Origin of the sequence: Bradyrhizobium sp. HKCCYLRH1034, assembly GCF_051168375.1 — a bacterium.
Taxonomy (GTDB): Bacteria; Pseudomonadota; Alphaproteobacteria; order Rhizobiales; family Xanthobacteraceae; genus Bradyrhizobium.
The window spans coordinates 152,148-166,868 of the sequence record NZ_JBNPUW010000005.1 but is presented as its reverse complement, the minus strand read 5'-3'; the positions used below and the strand labels follow the sequence as shown (position 1 = coordinate 166,868).

Annotated in this window: 13 protein-coding genes and 1 pseudogene; 6 read left to right on the top strand and 8 right to left on the bottom strand. The window is 66.4% G+C overall.

The window, feature by feature from the left end; genetic code table 11:
* Window positions 1-528: 528 nt before the first annotated feature.
* On the top strand, window positions 529-1,524 hold the full coding sequence (gene galE, locus ACQR0W_RS13730; RefSeq protein ID WP_315825424.1) for a UDP-glucose 4-epimerase GalE: 996 nt from the start codon (window positions 529-531) through the stop codon (window positions 1,522-1,524).
* A gap of 38 nt (window positions 1,525-1,562) precedes the next feature.
* On the opposite strand, the gene ACQR0W_RS13725 is transcribed toward galE, so the two are convergent.
* The 3 genes from ACQR0W_RS13725 to ACQR0W_RS13715 all read right to left on the bottom strand — a co-directional run bounded on the left by ACQR0W_RS13725 (window position 1,563) and on the right by ACQR0W_RS13715 (window position 4,349).
* On the bottom strand, window positions 1,563-1,835 hold the full coding sequence (locus tag ACQR0W_RS13725; protein ID WP_315753358.1) for a hypothetical protein: 273 nt from the start codon (window positions 1,833-1,835) through the stop codon (window positions 1,563-1,565).
* Between the two features lie 211 nt (window positions 1,836-2,046).
* A complete protein-coding gene (locus tag ACQR0W_RS13720) occupies window positions 2,047-3,315 on the bottom strand; it encodes a sensor histidine kinase (RefSeq protein WP_316171326.1) in 1,269 nt (422 codons plus the stop codon).
* Window positions 3,316-4,172: 857 nt separating this feature from the next.
* A complete protein-coding gene (locus tag ACQR0W_RS13715) occupies window positions 4,173-4,349 on the bottom strand; it encodes a hypothetical protein (protein ID WP_315716614.1) in 177 nt (58 codons plus the stop codon).
* A gap of 39 nt (window positions 4,350-4,388) precedes the next feature.
* Here ACQR0W_RS13715 and ACQR0W_RS13710 point away from each other — a divergent pair, with 39 nt between their 5' ends.
* A complete protein-coding gene (locus tag ACQR0W_RS13710) occupies window positions 4,389-4,943 on the top strand; it encodes a Crp/Fnr family transcriptional regulator (protein WP_316175098.1) in 555 nt (184 codons plus the stop codon).
* A 78-nt stretch (window positions 4,944-5,021) separates the two neighbouring features.
* Here ACQR0W_RS13710 and ACQR0W_RS13705 read toward each other — a convergent pair.
* From ACQR0W_RS13705 to ACQR0W_RS13690, 4 genes and pseudogenes are all read right to left on the bottom strand, one after another.
* A pseudogene (locus ACQR0W_RS13705) lies at window positions 5,022-5,474 on the bottom strand (Crp/Fnr family transcriptional regulator); the annotation flags it as partial.
* Window positions 5,401-6,294 (bottom strand): tryptophan--tRNA ligase, encoded by an 894-nt coding sequence (trpS, locus tag ACQR0W_RS13700; RefSeq protein WP_316171327.1) that lies wholly within the window; start codon window positions 6,292-6,294, stop codon window positions 5,401-5,403. The pseudogene ACQR0W_RS13705 and the gene trpS, both read right to left, overlap by 74 nt.
* A gap of 264 nt (window positions 6,295-6,558) precedes the next feature.
* Entirely contained in the window at window positions 6,559-8,193 is a 1,635-nt protein-coding gene (locus ACQR0W_RS13695) for an ABC transporter substrate-binding protein (RefSeq protein WP_316171328.1), read from the bottom strand.
* Between the two features lie 386 nt (window positions 8,194-8,579).
* Window positions 8,580-9,197: a TetR/AcrR family transcriptional regulator gene (locus tag ACQR0W_RS13690; protein ID WP_315716620.1), complete on the bottom strand. Its 618-nt coding sequence runs from the start codon at window positions 9,195-9,197 to the stop codon at window positions 8,580-8,582.
* Window positions 9,198-9,300: 103 nt separating this feature from the next.
* Between ACQR0W_RS13690 and ACQR0W_RS13685 the strand changes: the two genes are divergently transcribed.
* From ACQR0W_RS13685 to ACQR0W_RS13670, 4 genes are all read left to right on the top strand, one after another.
* Window positions 9,301-9,999 carry a PspA/IM30 family protein gene (locus ACQR0W_RS13685; RefSeq protein WP_316171329.1) on the top strand — a complete coding sequence of 233 codons (699 nt, stop codon included), beginning with the start codon at window positions 9,301-9,303 and terminating at the stop codon, window positions 9,997-9,999.
* Window positions 10,000-10,059: 60 nt separating this feature from the next.
* Window positions 10,060-10,335, top strand: coding sequence for a YiaA/YiaB family inner membrane protein (locus tag ACQR0W_RS13680; RefSeq protein ID WP_315716622.1), 276 nt, complete (start codon window positions 10,060-10,062; stop codon window positions 10,333-10,335).
* 335 nt (window positions 10,336-10,670) lie between these two features.
* Entirely contained in the window at window positions 10,671-11,675 is a 1,005-nt protein-coding gene (locus ACQR0W_RS13675; protein WP_316171330.1) for a hypothetical protein, read from the top strand.
* Window positions 11,672-12,940, top strand: coding sequence for a hypothetical protein (locus ACQR0W_RS13670; protein ID WP_316171331.1), 1,269 nt, complete (start codon window positions 11,672-11,674; stop codon window positions 12,938-12,940). The genes ACQR0W_RS13675 and ACQR0W_RS13670 overlap by 4 nt, the downstream gene beginning before the upstream one ends.
* On the opposite strand, the gene ACQR0W_RS13665 is transcribed toward ACQR0W_RS13670, so the two are convergent.
* Window positions 12,873-14,462: a hypothetical protein gene (locus tag ACQR0W_RS13665; RefSeq protein WP_316171332.1), complete on the bottom strand. Its 1,590-nt coding sequence runs from the start codon at window positions 14,460-14,462 to the stop codon at window positions 12,873-12,875. The genes ACQR0W_RS13670 and ACQR0W_RS13665 overlap by 68 nt on opposite strands.
* Window positions 14,463-14,721 lie beyond the last annotated feature (259 nt).

Sequence of the window (14,721 nt, the reverse complement as noted above, 5' to 3'; positions counted from 1 at the left end):
ACTCTGGATCGTGAGCCATGCGTCGCGGCGCATGGACATCTGCGCGCCGAACGGAACCCGCGGGCGATCGGACCGTGATGAACCAGCTAACAGGCCAGCAGGTTGAGCACAGTCACAGCCCGCGATCGCCGCGCCGGGATCGCGCCGACGACATCGGCGCCGGATTCGCTGCCGCGACCAGCCCGCGCCTGATGTCCCAGAATGCGACGTCGCGCGCGCTCACGTTAACGTTCAGAACGCGACTTGAACGAACCGCGTCCGAATCAGCGGCGCAGCCCGGTACGAGGTCTGTTCACGGCTAGATGTCGTGCCGTCATCGCGTGACAGCAGCTATTCGGCGTCACTTGACCGCAATTTGGACGACCGGCTGGGTGCGAGAGCGTTAAGAGCACGGAGCGGCCTGCCGCCAAGCGGTTGTCGGTGACGCCGGCCGGCGCGCGCTGCCCGGTTGCAGCGGTCGCCTCGCTGGGTCACATTTCGCATCCGCGACTTGGGTCCAGCCGTTTGCTGATCAGAAGGCTTTCATGCATGGGTCACAACGGAGCGATCCTGGTTGCCGGCGGCGCCGGCTACATCGGGGCTCATTGCTGCAAGGCTGTCGCCGGGGCCGGCTACGTGCCGATCTGCTACGACAATCTGTCCACCGGCCATCGCCGCTTCGTGCGATGGGGACCGCTGGTGGTCGGCGACATCGCCGACAGCGCCAGAGTGGCTGACACCATCCGCGCCCACGCGGTCGGCGCGGTGATGCACCTGGCCGGGCCGAGCACGATCGGCGAATCCGTCGCCGATCCGCACAAATATTATCTGAACAACGTCGTCGGCACATTGGGCCTGCTGCAGGGCATGCGCGAGGCCGGCTGCGCGCGGCTGGTGTTCTCCTCGACCGGCGCGGTCTATGGCGACGCCGGGCGGGATCCGATTCCCGAGAGCGCCGCGGGATCGGCCCTGAATCCATACGGCCGCTCGAAATACATGATCGAGCAGATCCTGGCGGACTATCAGGCAGCCTACGGCCTGTCGGCCATCGTGCTGCGCTACTTCAACGCCGGCGGCGCCGACGCGTCAGGCCTGATCGGTGAGTTGCGCGATCCCGAGACGCACCTGATCCCGCGAGCGCTGATGGCGATCCTCGGCCACGTGCCGGACTTTGCGATCTTCGGCACCGACTATGACACACCCGACGGGACCGCCGTGCGCGATTACGTTCACGTCGACGATCTCGCGGCAGCCCACATCGCGGCGATGGAGCGTCTGCTGCAGACCGGTTCGGGTGGCACCTACAATCTCGGGACCGGCCGCGGCCATTCGGTGCGCGAGATCGTCGATGCAATCGGCAGGGAGACCGGCGAGCGGGTCCCGCTGGTGGTGCGCGCGCGCCGCGCCGGCGATCCACCGGTCCTGGTCGCAGATCCCCATCTTGCCCAGCAGGAGCTCGGCTTCGCGGCGCATCGGTCCGATCTCGGCACGATCATCCGCTCGGCCTGGACCTGGCACCAGACCGCGCACCCCCGGATCGCATGAGGCCGATGCCGCGTGCCGGGGGCTCGTCGGGGAAGCTGTTACGCCGCGGCCGGCGGCGTGTGGGCGAACTCGTCCACGAAGCTCATCTCCGCGCGCTCGTCGTCGACCGACCAGCAGCCGATCTCGGAAGCGCCCCGGAAGAAGTGGACACTGTGGACCGGTGAGCGGAAGTCGTCGCCGCGAATGATCCGGAGCAGGGTCTGCGCCACGCGGCGGTGATCGCCGGGGAGCCTGAGGTCGAAGAATGCGTCGCCATAGCCCGGCAGGATGGTGCCGGCCGAATCGCGAACTTCCATGCGCAACTGTGCCATGCTCGCATTCAACGACAGCAACGGTTTCCGCCCGGTAAATGCCGCCGTGCCTGCGCAGGTGGTCTCACCATGGAGCGCGTAGCGCGCTGGTCGCCATCAGCGAAGCGTGGACGAGGTGCTCTGACAAGAGGCGCCGTTCGAGCAAGCGGCCAGCCTTGTCAGCAGCGGATCGCATCGGCCGCGGTGGCCGTTGGGATGATCGCGCAAGGGATCACCGGGCCTTCTCCAGCACCGGGCGCTCTGTGGTGACGAGGGCTGCCGGGACAACCGCTTCATTGCGGGGGAGGATCGGCAGTTCGAACAGGACACGCGTGCCAGTCGGCTGGTTGGCGCTCAGGGTGAGACGGCCGCGAAGCTGCTGGACCATCCCCTTGATCATCCGGAACCCCAGGCTCGTGCGCGGTTGATCGATGTCGAAACCATCGGGCAGACCGACGCCCTGATCGGACACGCTGAGCTGCAGGCAACCGTCGATGTCGCGGGCGGAGATGTCGATCGGTCCGTCCTGGCCAGGATAGGCATGTTTCACGGCGTTGCTGACCAACTCATTGAGCAGGAGACCGAGAGGCACGGCGTGATCGGCCGACAGCCGCATCGGATGGGCATCGCAGTTCAGGATACGCGCTCCCGCGACGCGTTGCAGCCTCTTGCAGAAGTCTATGAGGAAGACGTCGACGTCGATGAAGCCGATCTGTGATGCACGCGAGAGATGATCATGAACCTGGGCAATGGCTGCTACGCGCGATCCGGCCTCGCCGAGGGCAAGCTTGGCCTCAACGGAATCCGTCCCGAATGCCTGCACCCGGAGCATGGCCACGACGGAAGACAGGCTGTTCTTGACGCGGTGACCCATTTCGCGCGTCAGCATGGCTTGATGGTCCAAGGCGTCCCGGAGCCGCGTCTCCTCATGCAGGCGCTCGATTGCAATCCCGACGATGTCGGCGAATTCGGTGAGGAAGGCAGCGTCCGCCTCGTCGAAGCGGCGGGGGGCCGGACTGTCGACCTGGAGCACGCCGAAATAGCCGCCGCCTCGTCCGCCGCGTTCGATCCGGACGCTGATCGACGTCTTGATGCCGCGGTCTACTGGAAGCCCCGGTATCTCGAAGCGACCATCCGGGGGGGCGCGACCGGTGATGATGGCTTGACCCGTCTGGAAGGCGCGTCCGGCAGGCGAGGTACTGTCCACGACGAACGATGATTGTTCGACCGAGCTCGGCCATCCGTACCCCGCGCGGACCAGCTGTCTCTTTCCGTCCGCCACGAATTCCATCACCATCGCGAACGGTGCATTGAGGCCCTTGGCACCGAGCGCGGCGGCGCGCTGAAGAGCGACGTGGATGTCGCGGGTCTGCAATGCAGCACGACTGAATTCGGCGAGCGCAGATTGTTGGATGAGCCTGTAGCTGCGCATGTCATTCCGGACGCCCGCGCGCTCGAGAAGGATCGGAAAAGCGGTATCTTGGCTCTGATGTCCCAACACGCGGATTCTCCAAAACAGAACGCACCCCGACTACAAATTCCCCGCGGCTCTCTTCCTTACGATTTGATATTGTAGGGCTATTGTGTTGCCGTTCACCGGCCGGAGTCTGAGCAAAAGCGGACATGGTCCAGTTTGCCGCAGCGCAATTCGTCGCGAGCCGGATCGAGGCGAAAGGCGCCCCGGCTCGCGTCGAGGGGGCGCTTGGCAGTTGCACCTGACGCTTGCCGTGCCCGCGCGCTCATCCAGAGGACCTTCCACGGAGAGCGGGCACCGGCGCCGCGGCGCGACGCGCGCTCTTGCAGCCCGTCAGAGGGTGGGCGGCACCATCCTCACGGAAACCGCCATATGCGCGATCGGCCAGCCTTGAGCCGGGCGGCAGGCCGGGTTGGCGCGCCGGCCAGATCCGCTCATTCGGCGGCCATTCTTTTGGGCCGCTCGGTGGTGTGGCCCACCGACAGCGAGCCGTGGGGCGTGTGACAGATGGATCCCGTCGAAGGGGTGTGTCCTGTCCGAATCCGTCAACGACCTCAATTTCATTCGTGAATGCCTGCGTCTGGCGGCCGATTTCACGCAACTTGCGCGCGATGCCGTCGATCCGGACCTGCAGGCGCATTGCCTGCGGATGGCCGCCTTCTGGACCGATCGGGCCGCCGGAAATCCCGGCGCGGAATCGGACGATCCGAGTCAGTGAAATCGCCGGATGCGCGATGAGCGAGCAGGGCCGTTGTTGCGGCGCGGCGGGGAAGCCTTGCGTGCGGGAGCTCGTGAGCAATTTTGCTCAGACTTGCCGGTCGAGAGCGCCCAAGAAACGGGGGCGACGGCGCGGACAGCCGCCTCTGCGCCGTGGCCTCCGTCCCTCATCGTGGCTTGTCAGTTTTGGAATGATCAAGGCGCAAACCGATCGCGATCTGCGGAGCAATCAGCTGCTCGATGCCCTGGCGCCGGACAGCCGCGGCCGGATCGAGCCGCACCTCGAGCCCGTTGATTTCAAGCTCGGCGCCGTGGTCTGCGAGGCGGGCGGCCATCTCCGGCATGCCTATTTCCCGAGAGGATCGGTGTTGTCGCTGTTGACCGTGCTGGAGAACGGCGACGCCATCGAGACGGCCAATATCGGTCGCGAGGGCGCCTTCGGCCTCTTCGCCGCCATGTACAGCCGGGCCTCCTTCAACCGTTGCATCGTTCAACTCGAGGGGCATACCGTCCGGTGTCCGATCGAGCTGCTGCAGCACGAGTTCGACTCCAGCGAACATGTGCGCAATCTTCTCGTCAGCTACTCGGAGACGCTGCTGTCCCAGGTTCAGCAGACGGTGGCCTGCAACGCCATGCATTCGACCGAAGAGCGCATCTGCCGATGGCTGCTGATGATGCACGACCGGGCCGAAGGGGCGGTGCTTCCGTATACGCACGAGTTCCTGTCGCAGATTCTCGGGGCCAATCGCAAGTCGGTGACGCTTGCCGCGCAATCCATGCAGGCGGCCGGCCTGATCAGCTATCGTCGCGGCACCATCCAGGTGCTCGACCGGCCCGGCCTCGAGAAAGCATCGTGCGAATGCTACGCCATCGTCAAGCAGCGGTTCGATGCGTTTCTCCAGCCGCCTACGACGGCGGTGCGCAGTCAGCTGCAGTGATGTGACGGTGGCAATGATGTGATGGTGGCGTGGATCGAGCCGAGCAGGGCGGCCCCAGCTCGATCTCGCGATGCCCGGTCACAAGCTCTTCAGCGGACCTTTGCCTCCGACCGACTTGTCGCCTGCGATATGCGGCTGATCGTGCAGGACGACGTTCAGCAGGGAGCTGTTGATCTCGAGGTGACCGTTGTAGTCGATGAAGCCCAGCTTGCGGAACTTGTTCATGAAGTGACTGACGCGCGAGCGGGTGGTGCCGATCATGTCGGCCAGCATCTCTTGGCTGACCTTCGCGATGACCCGCTGCGGCTTGCCGTCATTGCCGAAATTGGCCAGCAGCAGTAGCGCCCGCGCAAGGCGCTTCTCGCTCGAATTGAACAGCTGATCGATGAGATCGGCCTCGACGCGGATCGTGCGGGCGAGAATGTGCGAAACGAAGATCTCGGAGAACGCCGGCTGCTCACGCAGGGCGCTCAGCGCGGCCGATTTGGTGATCCGCAGGATTTCGCTGTCCGTGATGGCCGACGCTGTCGCCGAGGCCACCGCGGACGTAGCGCGCCTTCAGGTCCGCAACCGCCGCATGATCGTCGTCGAACGCGTCGAGATAGGTGAAGACGACATTGCCTTCGACGCGGCCCGGATCGGCGGCCCTGACGTGGCCGGGATCGGTGAACATGCGGCGGACGGCATCGCGAATCTGGTCCGCGGTGGCGGAGAGCGGAATCGTGTTGCCCTGCGATTTGCTCATCTTGGCCTTGCCGTCCACGCCAGGCAGGCGTCCGACGCTCGGGATCAGTGCGCGTGCCTCGGGGAGCACTTCCGTGCCCGCCTGGCGGTTGATGCGGCGGACGATCTCGTTGGTCTGCTCGATCAGCGGCGCCTGGTCGTCTCCGACCGGCACGATGGTCGCCTTGAAGGCGGTGATGTCGGCGGCCTGCGCAACGGGATAGCACAGGAAGCCGGCCGGAATATCGCGGCCGAAGCCGCGCGCCTGGATCTCGTCCTTGATGGTCGGGTTGCGCTCGAGCCGCGCCACCGTGACGAAGTTCATGTAGAGCAGCGTGAGATCGGCCAGCGCCGGCAGGTGCGATTGCAGGCAGATGGTCGTCATCTCCGGATCGATGCCGACGGCGAGATAGTCGGTCGCGATCTCCAGCATGTTCCGGCTCACCTTGGCCGGATCGTGGGCGTGGTCCGTGAGCGCCTGGGCATCGGCCAGCAGCAGGAATTGCCGATGCGTCGATTGCAGCGCGACGCGGTTTTGCAGCGAGCCGACATAGTGGCCGAGGTGCAGGGGGCCGGTGGTTCTGTCGCCGGTCAGGATGACGGGACGTTCTGGCATTGAGAGAGGCATCGTGGTTCTCCAGGAGTGAGAACCGCCGCTCGATCGAGCTCTTCGATGCTGTTGATGACAAGAACCGCGTCGCAGGCCGATGAACGGCGGCGACGGGCGAATCAATGACGAGGCCGTGCCGCTCCTAGATGGAGCGCCACCACGTGTTCGCGTGCAAGGTCTCAGTCTTGATCATGCGACCGATATGGCCGAAACCGCCGATGAATGCAACCCGCTCAGGCACGCTGCGCAGAGCGCGGCCCCAAGCCAGTTCAGCCATTCCGCCTATTCGAGATCAATCGCGTGATACTGGCCGGACTTGTCGAGCTGCGTGCCCCAGACCTTGTGCAGCGCCTGGTGGTCGGAGGGGCCGAAGCTCACCTTCGATCCGACGCCCAGCTCGTAGTTCTGCATCGATTCGAGGACATCGACCAGCGTTTCCGTGTCCACCGCGGGACCGGCGCGGCGCAGCCCTTCGATCAGGATGTTGGCGGTGAGATAGGCTTCCAGGGACGAGTAATCCGCCGGCTCTCCCGGAAAATATCTGTCGAGCGCCTTCTTGTAGTTCAGGGTGACGGAGGCGTAGCCGTCGACCGCCGGCGTGACCTGGGTGCAGATGACGCCGTCCGCATAGCGCGGGCCGAGCACCATCAGCTCACTGGCGAGGCCGGTGCTGCCGACGCCGGAGATCGTCGCGTAGGTCATGTCCGGATAGAGATCGCGAGTCTTCTCGATGAACTTGGCCGCGGCGCGAAAGGTGGCGACCAGCACCACCGCCTTGATCGCATGCTTCTGCCGGCGCAGTTGCGCGACGGCCTCGTCGACATTGACGGTGTTGCGGCTGTAGCTCATGCGGAAGGCGTCGCCCGCGCCGCCGCGCAGCCCGTGCATCGCCCTGCTGACGCCCTCCCACCCCGCGTCGCCATAGGCATCCTGCTGGGTGAGAACTCCGATCTCCTGCGGACGCAGCTTGCGGATCTTGACGAGATAGTTCACGAGCGCATGGGCTTCCTCGGCGTAGCCGGCGCGGTAGTTGAAGACGTAGCGGTCCGGCGGATCGCGGCGAAGCGAAGGAGCCCCGGTGAAGGCGCCGAAATACAGCGCATGATGCTCGAGCGCGTACGGCACCGAGATCAGGGCCGTCGGACTGCCGTAGTTCTCGACGAATCCGAACACCTTGTGCTGCTCGTAAAGGTCCTTCATCGCGTTCAGCGTCCGCGTCGGCTCATAGGCATCATCGGCCGTGTAGAGCTTGAGCTGCCGGCCATGCACACCGCCTTCCTCGTTGACCTGAGCGAATGCGAGGTCGATGCCGAGCTTGAGCTGATGGCCCATCTCCCTGGCCGGCCCGGAAAACGGCGCCGCCATTCCGAAGCTGATTTCGGTATCGGTCACGCCCTGGACCGGGGCGCGCGTGCTGGTCGGCTGCGCCGACGCGGCATTGGCCACTCGCGTGTCGAACTTCGGCACACGGTCGTCCTCCCTCAGCGGCACGTTCTGGTCCGGCGCGACCGCCGGAGCGGCGCTCGCGAGCGCTCCGGTCCGGAGAGTATCCTGGACTGGCGCAACGGTCTGCGCGGCTTGGACCGGCGGCGATGGGACTGTTGCCGTCGTTGTCGCCGCCGCGCTGCTCTTGGCGGAGAGCGCAGCGGTCCACCGCGTCGGAAGTCTCGTCGCTGCAAAGCCGGCCACGCCCGCGGCAACAGCCACGAGCCCCATCATGCTCAACGCGCCGAGGAGACGCCGTTCCCGTGGCGGCGGAGGAACCTCCTGCACGCCGTAACGGGACGCGAATTCAGCAGGGGTAGGCCGATCGTGCTCGTCGCGCCACGGTTGTTCATACAGCGGACGCCGGCCGTCGTCGTAGCCGGACGGGAATGGCGGATCGCGGTCGTCATTGGGCGCACGCAGATGTCTCACGATTTTCCCCTTGGCTCGCGCGTCATGGACTCGTTGGAGTTTTTTCTGGATCGCGCGGCATACGCTGCAGGTTCTGCCGGCCGGATGAGCGTGGCCATGCGCCGAGATCTGCACATGTCACACGAACTAACACTCGTCGTCGAGCGTCGGTGGAACGGCAGTTCCAGACATGTTGTCTGGAACAAGTCCGAACGTCGGCATGATACTGCGAAGCAATGGGGCGGTTGTTTGTTCTCGCCGTCAATTCCAGCTGAACAAGGAGGGAGCCGCGCCGCCATGGCAGCAAATTGGCTCTGACAGCAAGCAGGAGAGAAGTGCCGTGAAGCAGTCGGACTTGTTGTTGGCATCAGCATCCGATGACGCTGCGCCCGACGCCGAGCTCCGCGTCACCGGCCGGTCGTCTCCTCCGCCACCAGTCCCGTCACCATCGCCTTCACCATGGTCGCGATCTGCGCGCGCAAGGCCGCGAGCGGCACAGCGATGAGCTTCTGCTCCAAGCCGAGCGCGACCATGCCGTGGACGGCCGAGAACAGGCTGCGCGCGGTGACGCTGATGTCGTCGAAAGAGCGCCGTGGAAACAACGCCGCCAGTGGCTGGTGGATGTGACGGAACAGGTGCATCTGGTCGGCGATCGCCCAGTCGGGCAGCGGCTTCTCGGGCGGCATGCGGTGCTCGAACAGCGCGCGCCAGAGCTCGAGATTGTGGGCGGCGAAGTCGCAATAGGCGATCGCGATGCGCACCAGCGCAGCCTCGGGGCCGGGAGGGCCCGCGCTCTCGGCTGCGGACAGGTCGGCGTCGAGCCGCGCCAAGGTGCGTGATCCGACCATCAGCACCAGTTCGTCGACGTCGGCGACGAGATTGTAGACCGCGCCATTGGCGACGCCGATCTCCTGGGCGAGATCGCGCGTCTTCAGACCCGCGAGACCCCGCGTGCGGATCATCCGCTCGGCCGCCTCGATCAAGGCTTCGCGCTGTTTTGCACGTCTTTCCAGTGTCTTGGACATTGTTAACCAAAATATTGAGCGATGCTCAAAATAATTCTTGAGCGCCGCTCATGATTGCGCTAGAAGAAACGTCATGAGCGATGCTCATAACAGGGAGTTCACAATGTTCAAGACCGTTCTCACGCTGTTTCGGGGCACCGTGGCCGTCGCGGAGGAGGAGCTGCAGGACCGGACCGCGCTGGTGATCCTGGATCAGCAGCTGCGTGACGCCGCCGCCGCCGTCGATCGCAGCAAGCGCGCGCTGGCGCTGGCCATTGCGCAGGACCAGCAGGAGGGCAGGCGGCTCGAGGCGACCTTGGCGCGGATCACCGATCTCGAGGTGCGCGCCACCGCGGCGCTCGACGGCGGCCGCGAGGATCTGGCCCGCGAGGCGGCGCAGGCGATCGCCGGCCTCGAGGCCGAGCGTGACGCGGCGCGGACGGCGCGGGCGCTGTTCGCGACCGAGATCACCAGGCTGAAGAAACATGTCGCCAACGCCGAGGCGCGCATTGCCGAGCTCGATCGCGGCCGGCGGATTGCGCGCGCCTCCGAGGCCGTGCGCAATCTGCGCCGCGGCGGCATCGAGGCGGCGCGTCCTTACGAGTGCACGCTGCCCGAGGCCGAAGCGACGCTGAAACGGCTGCGGGAGCGGCAGATCGAGGCGCAAGCCGCCGACGAGGCGCTCATGGAGCTCGATGCCGCGACGGGGCCGATCACCACGGCCGAGAAGCTCGCCGAGCAGGGCTTTGGCCCACGCATCAAGACCACTGCCGACGACGTGCTGGCGCGGCTGAAGGCCGGCCGCACCGCACCGGCGAACTGAATTTCGTCACAACCGATCAAAACGCATCAACCAACCTGATTGTCATCCTAGGAGCCGACCATGAACCAGAACACCCAGCCGCACAGCAGCGCCTTCATCACCTTCTCCTACGCCTCGTTCGCTGCCTCCGCCTTCCTCGTCGCTCTCGGCGTCTTCTTCATGCCGATCGATCTCTGGATGAAGGGCTATCTGACGATGGGCATCGTCATGCTGGTGCAGACCTGCGTCACCCTGACCAAGACGCTGCGCGACCGCCACGAGAGCGGCAAGCTCGTCAACCGCATCGAGGACGCCCGTGCCGAGCGCCTGCTGATGGAGGTGTCGAAGGCAGCGTAGGGCGGCCGCAGTCGTCTCGCTCTCTTCGCCTCTCCCCGCTCTTGTCCACCGTAGCTCGACGAGCGAAGGCGGATGCGGGGAGAGGCCGGATTGCATCGAAGATGCAATCCGGGGGAGGGGAAGTTTGCGGGGCAAGCTTCGACTTCGGCGAGACAGCGCCGGCAGGCGGTGGGCGCGAAGGCGTCCGCCGCTCACGTCGTTCAACCTGCGTTTACCCTCACTCACGCCCCGTCCCGCGTCGTTATCGTGAATTAACAGCACCAGGGCATAAGGCGGCCAGGGCGGCCGTGATCCCGGCTGCGCCGCTTCCTGATCACGCCGTGCTAGGTTGAGGCATGAACATCGTCGCAGCAGTGGGGCGTATCCGACGCAGCATCGGCTTCTGGCTGACCGCGCTCGGCCAGGAGGCGATGGACCTGTCGCTACGCACCCATGCGGAGTTGCGCACGCGCATCGTCGAGAGCCCGGGCACGACCCTGGACGATGCGGCGCTGGCGGCGCTCGTCGCCGATCTCCGCACCATTGCCGGCAAGACGCTGCCCGCCGGCGAGCTCACCTACGGCATCTTCTCCGGAGCGCGCGAGCCGCTCGCGCGCGCCATCATCACCGTGGTGTCGGAGGAGGCGGGCGGCCGGCCGATCGCCTTCAATGCGCTCGCGGTGATGCAGGTCGAGCGCGATGGCGACAGCCAGCAGGTGATCCATCTCGGATTGGTCATGGTCGATCCGGAAGCGCGTGGCAAAGGCCTGTCCGGCGTGCTCTACGGCCTCACGACGCTGCTGCTGTTCGTCCGCGACGGGCTGCGGCCGAAATGGATCTCCAACGTCACGCAGGTGCCGGCGGTGGCCGGCATGGTCTGCGAGACCTTCTCCGACGTCTATCCGTCGCCGCTGCCGCAGGCCCGACAGAGCTTTGCACATCTTCAGCTCGCGCGCGGCATCATGCGGGCGCATCGCGCGGTGTTCGGTGTCGGCGACGAGGCCGGGTTCGACGAACAGCGCTTCGTCATCACCAACGCCTATACCGGCGGCTCCGACGCGCTCAAGAAGACGTATGACGATGCGCCGAAGCATCGCGACGCCGTCTACAACGGCTTCTGCGCGCGCGAGCTGGACTACACCAGGGGCGACGACCTGCTGCAGCTCGGCCGGATCGATCTCGCCGCCGCTCGGCGCTATCTGCTGCGCGAAATCCCCTCGGGCTCGCTGCCGGCGCTGCTGGCGACCTCGGGCGTGCTGGCGCTGCAGCGGATGATCCTGCCGCTGGTACATTGGCTCGACGACACCAGGACGTTCGACACGCTGCGTCCGCGCCTGCAGCCCGGCGAGCCCGCGCCATGACGGCCGGCATCGTTGCGGACTCCGTCGTCAACCTCTGCGGCGCGGTCGGCCTCGCGGTGGCCGCCGCCATGCTGCACCGGCGCGACCCGAGGGGACCGCTGACGGCGCGGCTCGTCGTTCTGCTCGGGACCGTCGCCTCGCTGTTCCTGCTGCGCGGCGTCGCCTGGTGGACGGACAATGCTTTTCTCGACCGCATCTCGCTGGTTCCGGCGGCGCTGATCCCGCTCGGCGCGCTGGTGGTGACGGAAGGTCTGCTGCGCCGACACGCGCATCGCGCGCTCAAGGCGATCGCGCTGGCCGGCGGCGTGGCGCTCGCGCTCGCCGGCGCGCTCGGTCCGGCCGAGTTCGAAAGCCACCACACGGTCGTGCTGTCGGCCTTTCAGCTCGCGGGCTTTGCGACCTGCGCCTGGCTGCTGCTTCGCCGCGACCGCGCGCGCCTGCTGGCCTGGGAGAACCGCGCCATCGATCGCGTCGCGTTCGGCGCCATCATCGTCATCCCCTTCATCATCACCGATTTTCGCGTGCTGGCGCCGAGCATGCCGGTGCGGCTCGGCGCATTGGGCGCGCTGCTGGCGGTGACCGCGATCCTGATCGCCGGCGCCAGCGCGGAGACGCAGCGTCAGGGCGGGCTGCTGACATTGTTGCGGATCCTCGGCGCCGCCCTGCTCGGCGCTGCCGCGGCCGCGCTGTCGCCGGACGTCGATGCGGCGCAACTGATGCGTTTCTGCGCGGTCGCGGTGGCCGGCGTGCTCACGATCGGGCTGATCGGCGATGCCTTGCGCGCGATGCTGCAAGCCCGCGAGCCGGGCGTGCTCGACTCGATCGGGGCGTCGATCGCGGCGACGCGCGACGAACTGATCGCCGAGCTCACGCGCCAGCCGGTCTTCGAAAGCGCACGCCGCTGTCTCGAGGTTGAGCTGACCGCCTATGATCCGCCGCTCCTGCGCGACTTTCTCGCGTCAAGCCGTGTGCTGCGCCGGGCCGATGCGCCGTGGCGGCGGGCGGTCACCGACCCCGCCGTCGAGCGCATGGTGGCGCTGATGGATGCGCGGCATGCGACGCATGTGATCGTGCTGTCGCACCAGCCGATCGACCTCATCGTGCTCGCGGTCTCCGTGATCTCGGCCGATCCGGCGACGGAAACCGCGCTCGCGCTCGTCAGGCGCCTGCTGGTGCAGGCGCCTGAGCGACAGGTGATCACGCCCACATGTGATGATGCTGTGACATCTCCATCATCGGCCCCTCCATCATCGGACCGTCCATGACCAGGGTTGGCGGAGCGGCGCTGACCTGTGCTGCCGGCGCGGCGCTGGGAAGCATGATCACGTTCGAGGCCGGCGCGCTGGTGACCGCGGCCAGCAGCGCGGCGGCGTCGGCACTGTTGCCGCCGCCGGTGGTCGCCAGCACCTGGCAGATCGTGGTGCCGTCGACATTGTAGGCGCCGCCATTGACCGGGATGTTGTTGCCGCCGACATCGGCTGCGTTCTGGTGCATCTGGTCGGCGGCCGCCGCGACCAGCGCCTTGTTGCCGGCCTGGAAGCCCTCGAGGATCTTGGCGATCTCGGCGCCGAGCGTGCTCTGGTCGCCGAGCAGCTCGTTGTCGAAGCGGGCCTGGAAGATGCCGCCCTGCGCCGCGTCGAAATCGGTGACATCCTTCTTGAAGGTCATCAGGTCGGCGGTGACCTGCGCCATCGCGGCGGCGTCGCCGGAATTGACGGCCGCGATCGCAGCCTTGCCGAGCGCGTTCGACTGGGCGATGAACATGGCCCAGAAATTGGTCTGTGCCTGGTTGTCCTGATAGGCCGGCGTCGGGTTGAGGAAGTCGCCGAAGCCGCTCCAGCCGTTCAGGCCGTTCTGCTGCGCCATGTTGGCGAGATTGGTGTCGCCGGCGACGATGTCGATGATGTCGAGGAAGTCGTCGTTCAGCGCGCGGCCGATGTCGATATTGCCGGCCGCGCCGTTGATGTGGGTGTTGACGAGCGCGAGCTGGTCGATGATGGCGAGCGCGTGCACGCCGGTCAGGCCTCCGAACTGCAGCGGATTGGCGGCGACCAGCGCATTGAGGCCGGCGATCAGCGCGTCGACATCGTCCTGGATGACGTCGACGTTGCTTTCGTTCACGCCGCCGATCAGCCGGTTGGCGGCATCGTTGAAGATCAGGCCGAGCTCGGCCAGTGTGCCCTTGGCGGCGGTTGCGGCCGTCACGCCTTCGGGCAGCAGCGCCGGCGCCTGCAGGAAGCCGGTGACGCCGTCGGCGTTGGTCGCATTGCCCGCAAGGTTCGGATCGTTGTTGACGACGTTGATGACGTCGAGGTGCGCGTTGCGCAGCGCGGTCTCCGCGGCGGCGATGCTGCCGAATGCGCCGCCGCCGGTCACCGAAGCCATCGCGGCATCCTGCGCGACCGTGATGTCGGCGAGGATCTTGTTGATGTTGGTGAGCGTCTGCCCGGTGAACTGGCCGGCGGCAACCATCGCCTTCAGACCATCCTGAATCACGGTGAGATCGCCGGTGTAGTTGTAGACGCTGCCAAGCCCCTGGCCGCCTTCCTCGACCACGTTGCGCCACAGCCCGCCTTCGAGAAAGCGCGTCGCGTCGTTGAAGACGACGCCGAGATCGGCAAAGCCGAGCGCTGGCGTCGGCGGCGTGGGTGCGGGCGGCGTCGGAGGCATCGGCGCAGGCGCCGGCTGGCAGTGATGATCGTGATGATGATGGTGGTGGTGGTGGTGGTCGCTGTGATGATGGTGACCGTGGTGACTGTCGTGATGGTGACGGTGATGGCGCGACATGTCCGACGTACTCCCCAAAGCTGCGCACCACTGCGGATGAGCCGAAGCAATGCGGCGCGGCTGACGCGGGTGCGGATGATGAGGGCCATCTGCTGCCTGCTTCGTGGCTGCTTCGCGCAGGGATTGTGGAATGCGTCTGCGTCAGATTGTCGTGCGGCGTACGGGTGGCGCTCCCGCAGAGCTGCGACATCTCACCGCTTGACGGTCGAGGCGCGCTTCGGGAGCCGGCTCTCAGCGACGATGTCGCGCCCGCGGCAAA

Bases quoted from the DNA above. Each gene is read 5' to 3' on its own strand.
- trpS (WP_316171327.1), bottom strand. From the start codon at position 6,294: ATGCCTCTCTCAATGCCAGAACGTCCCGTCATCCTGACCGGCGACAGA.
- ACQR0W_RS13675 (WP_316171330.1), top strand. From the start codon at position 10,671: ATGAACATCGTCGCAGCAGTGGGGCGTATCCGACGCAGCATCGGCTTC.
- ACQR0W_RS13725 (WP_315753358.1), bottom strand. From the start codon at position 1,835: ATGGCACAGTTGCGCATGGAAGTTCGCGATTCGGCCGGCACCATCCTG.
- ACQR0W_RS13685 (WP_316171329.1), top strand. From the start codon at position 9,301: ATGTTCAAGACCGTTCTCACGCTGTTTCGGGGCACCGTGGCCGTCGCG.
- ACQR0W_RS13690 (WP_315716620.1), bottom strand. From the start codon at position 9,197: ATGTCCAAGACACTGGAAAGACGTGCAAAACAGCGCGAAGCCTTGATC.
- ACQR0W_RS13665 (WP_316171332.1), bottom strand. From the start codon at position 14,462: ATGTCGCGCCATCACCGTCACCATCACGACAGTCACCACGGTCACCAT.
- ACQR0W_RS13715 (WP_315716614.1), bottom strand. From the start codon at position 4,349: ATGCCGGAGATGGCCGCCCGCCTCGCAGACCACGGCGCCGAGCTTGAA.
- ACQR0W_RS13680 (WP_315716622.1), top strand. From the start codon at position 10,060: ATGAACCAGAACACCCAGCCGCACAGCAGCGCCTTCATCACCTTCTCC.
- galE (WP_315825424.1), top strand. From the start codon at position 529: ATGGGTCACAACGGAGCGATCCTGGTTGCCGGCGGCGCCGGCTACATC.
- ACQR0W_RS13670 (WP_316171331.1), top strand. From the start codon at position 11,672: ATGACGGCCGGCATCGTTGCGGACTCCGTCGTCAACCTCTGCGGCGCG.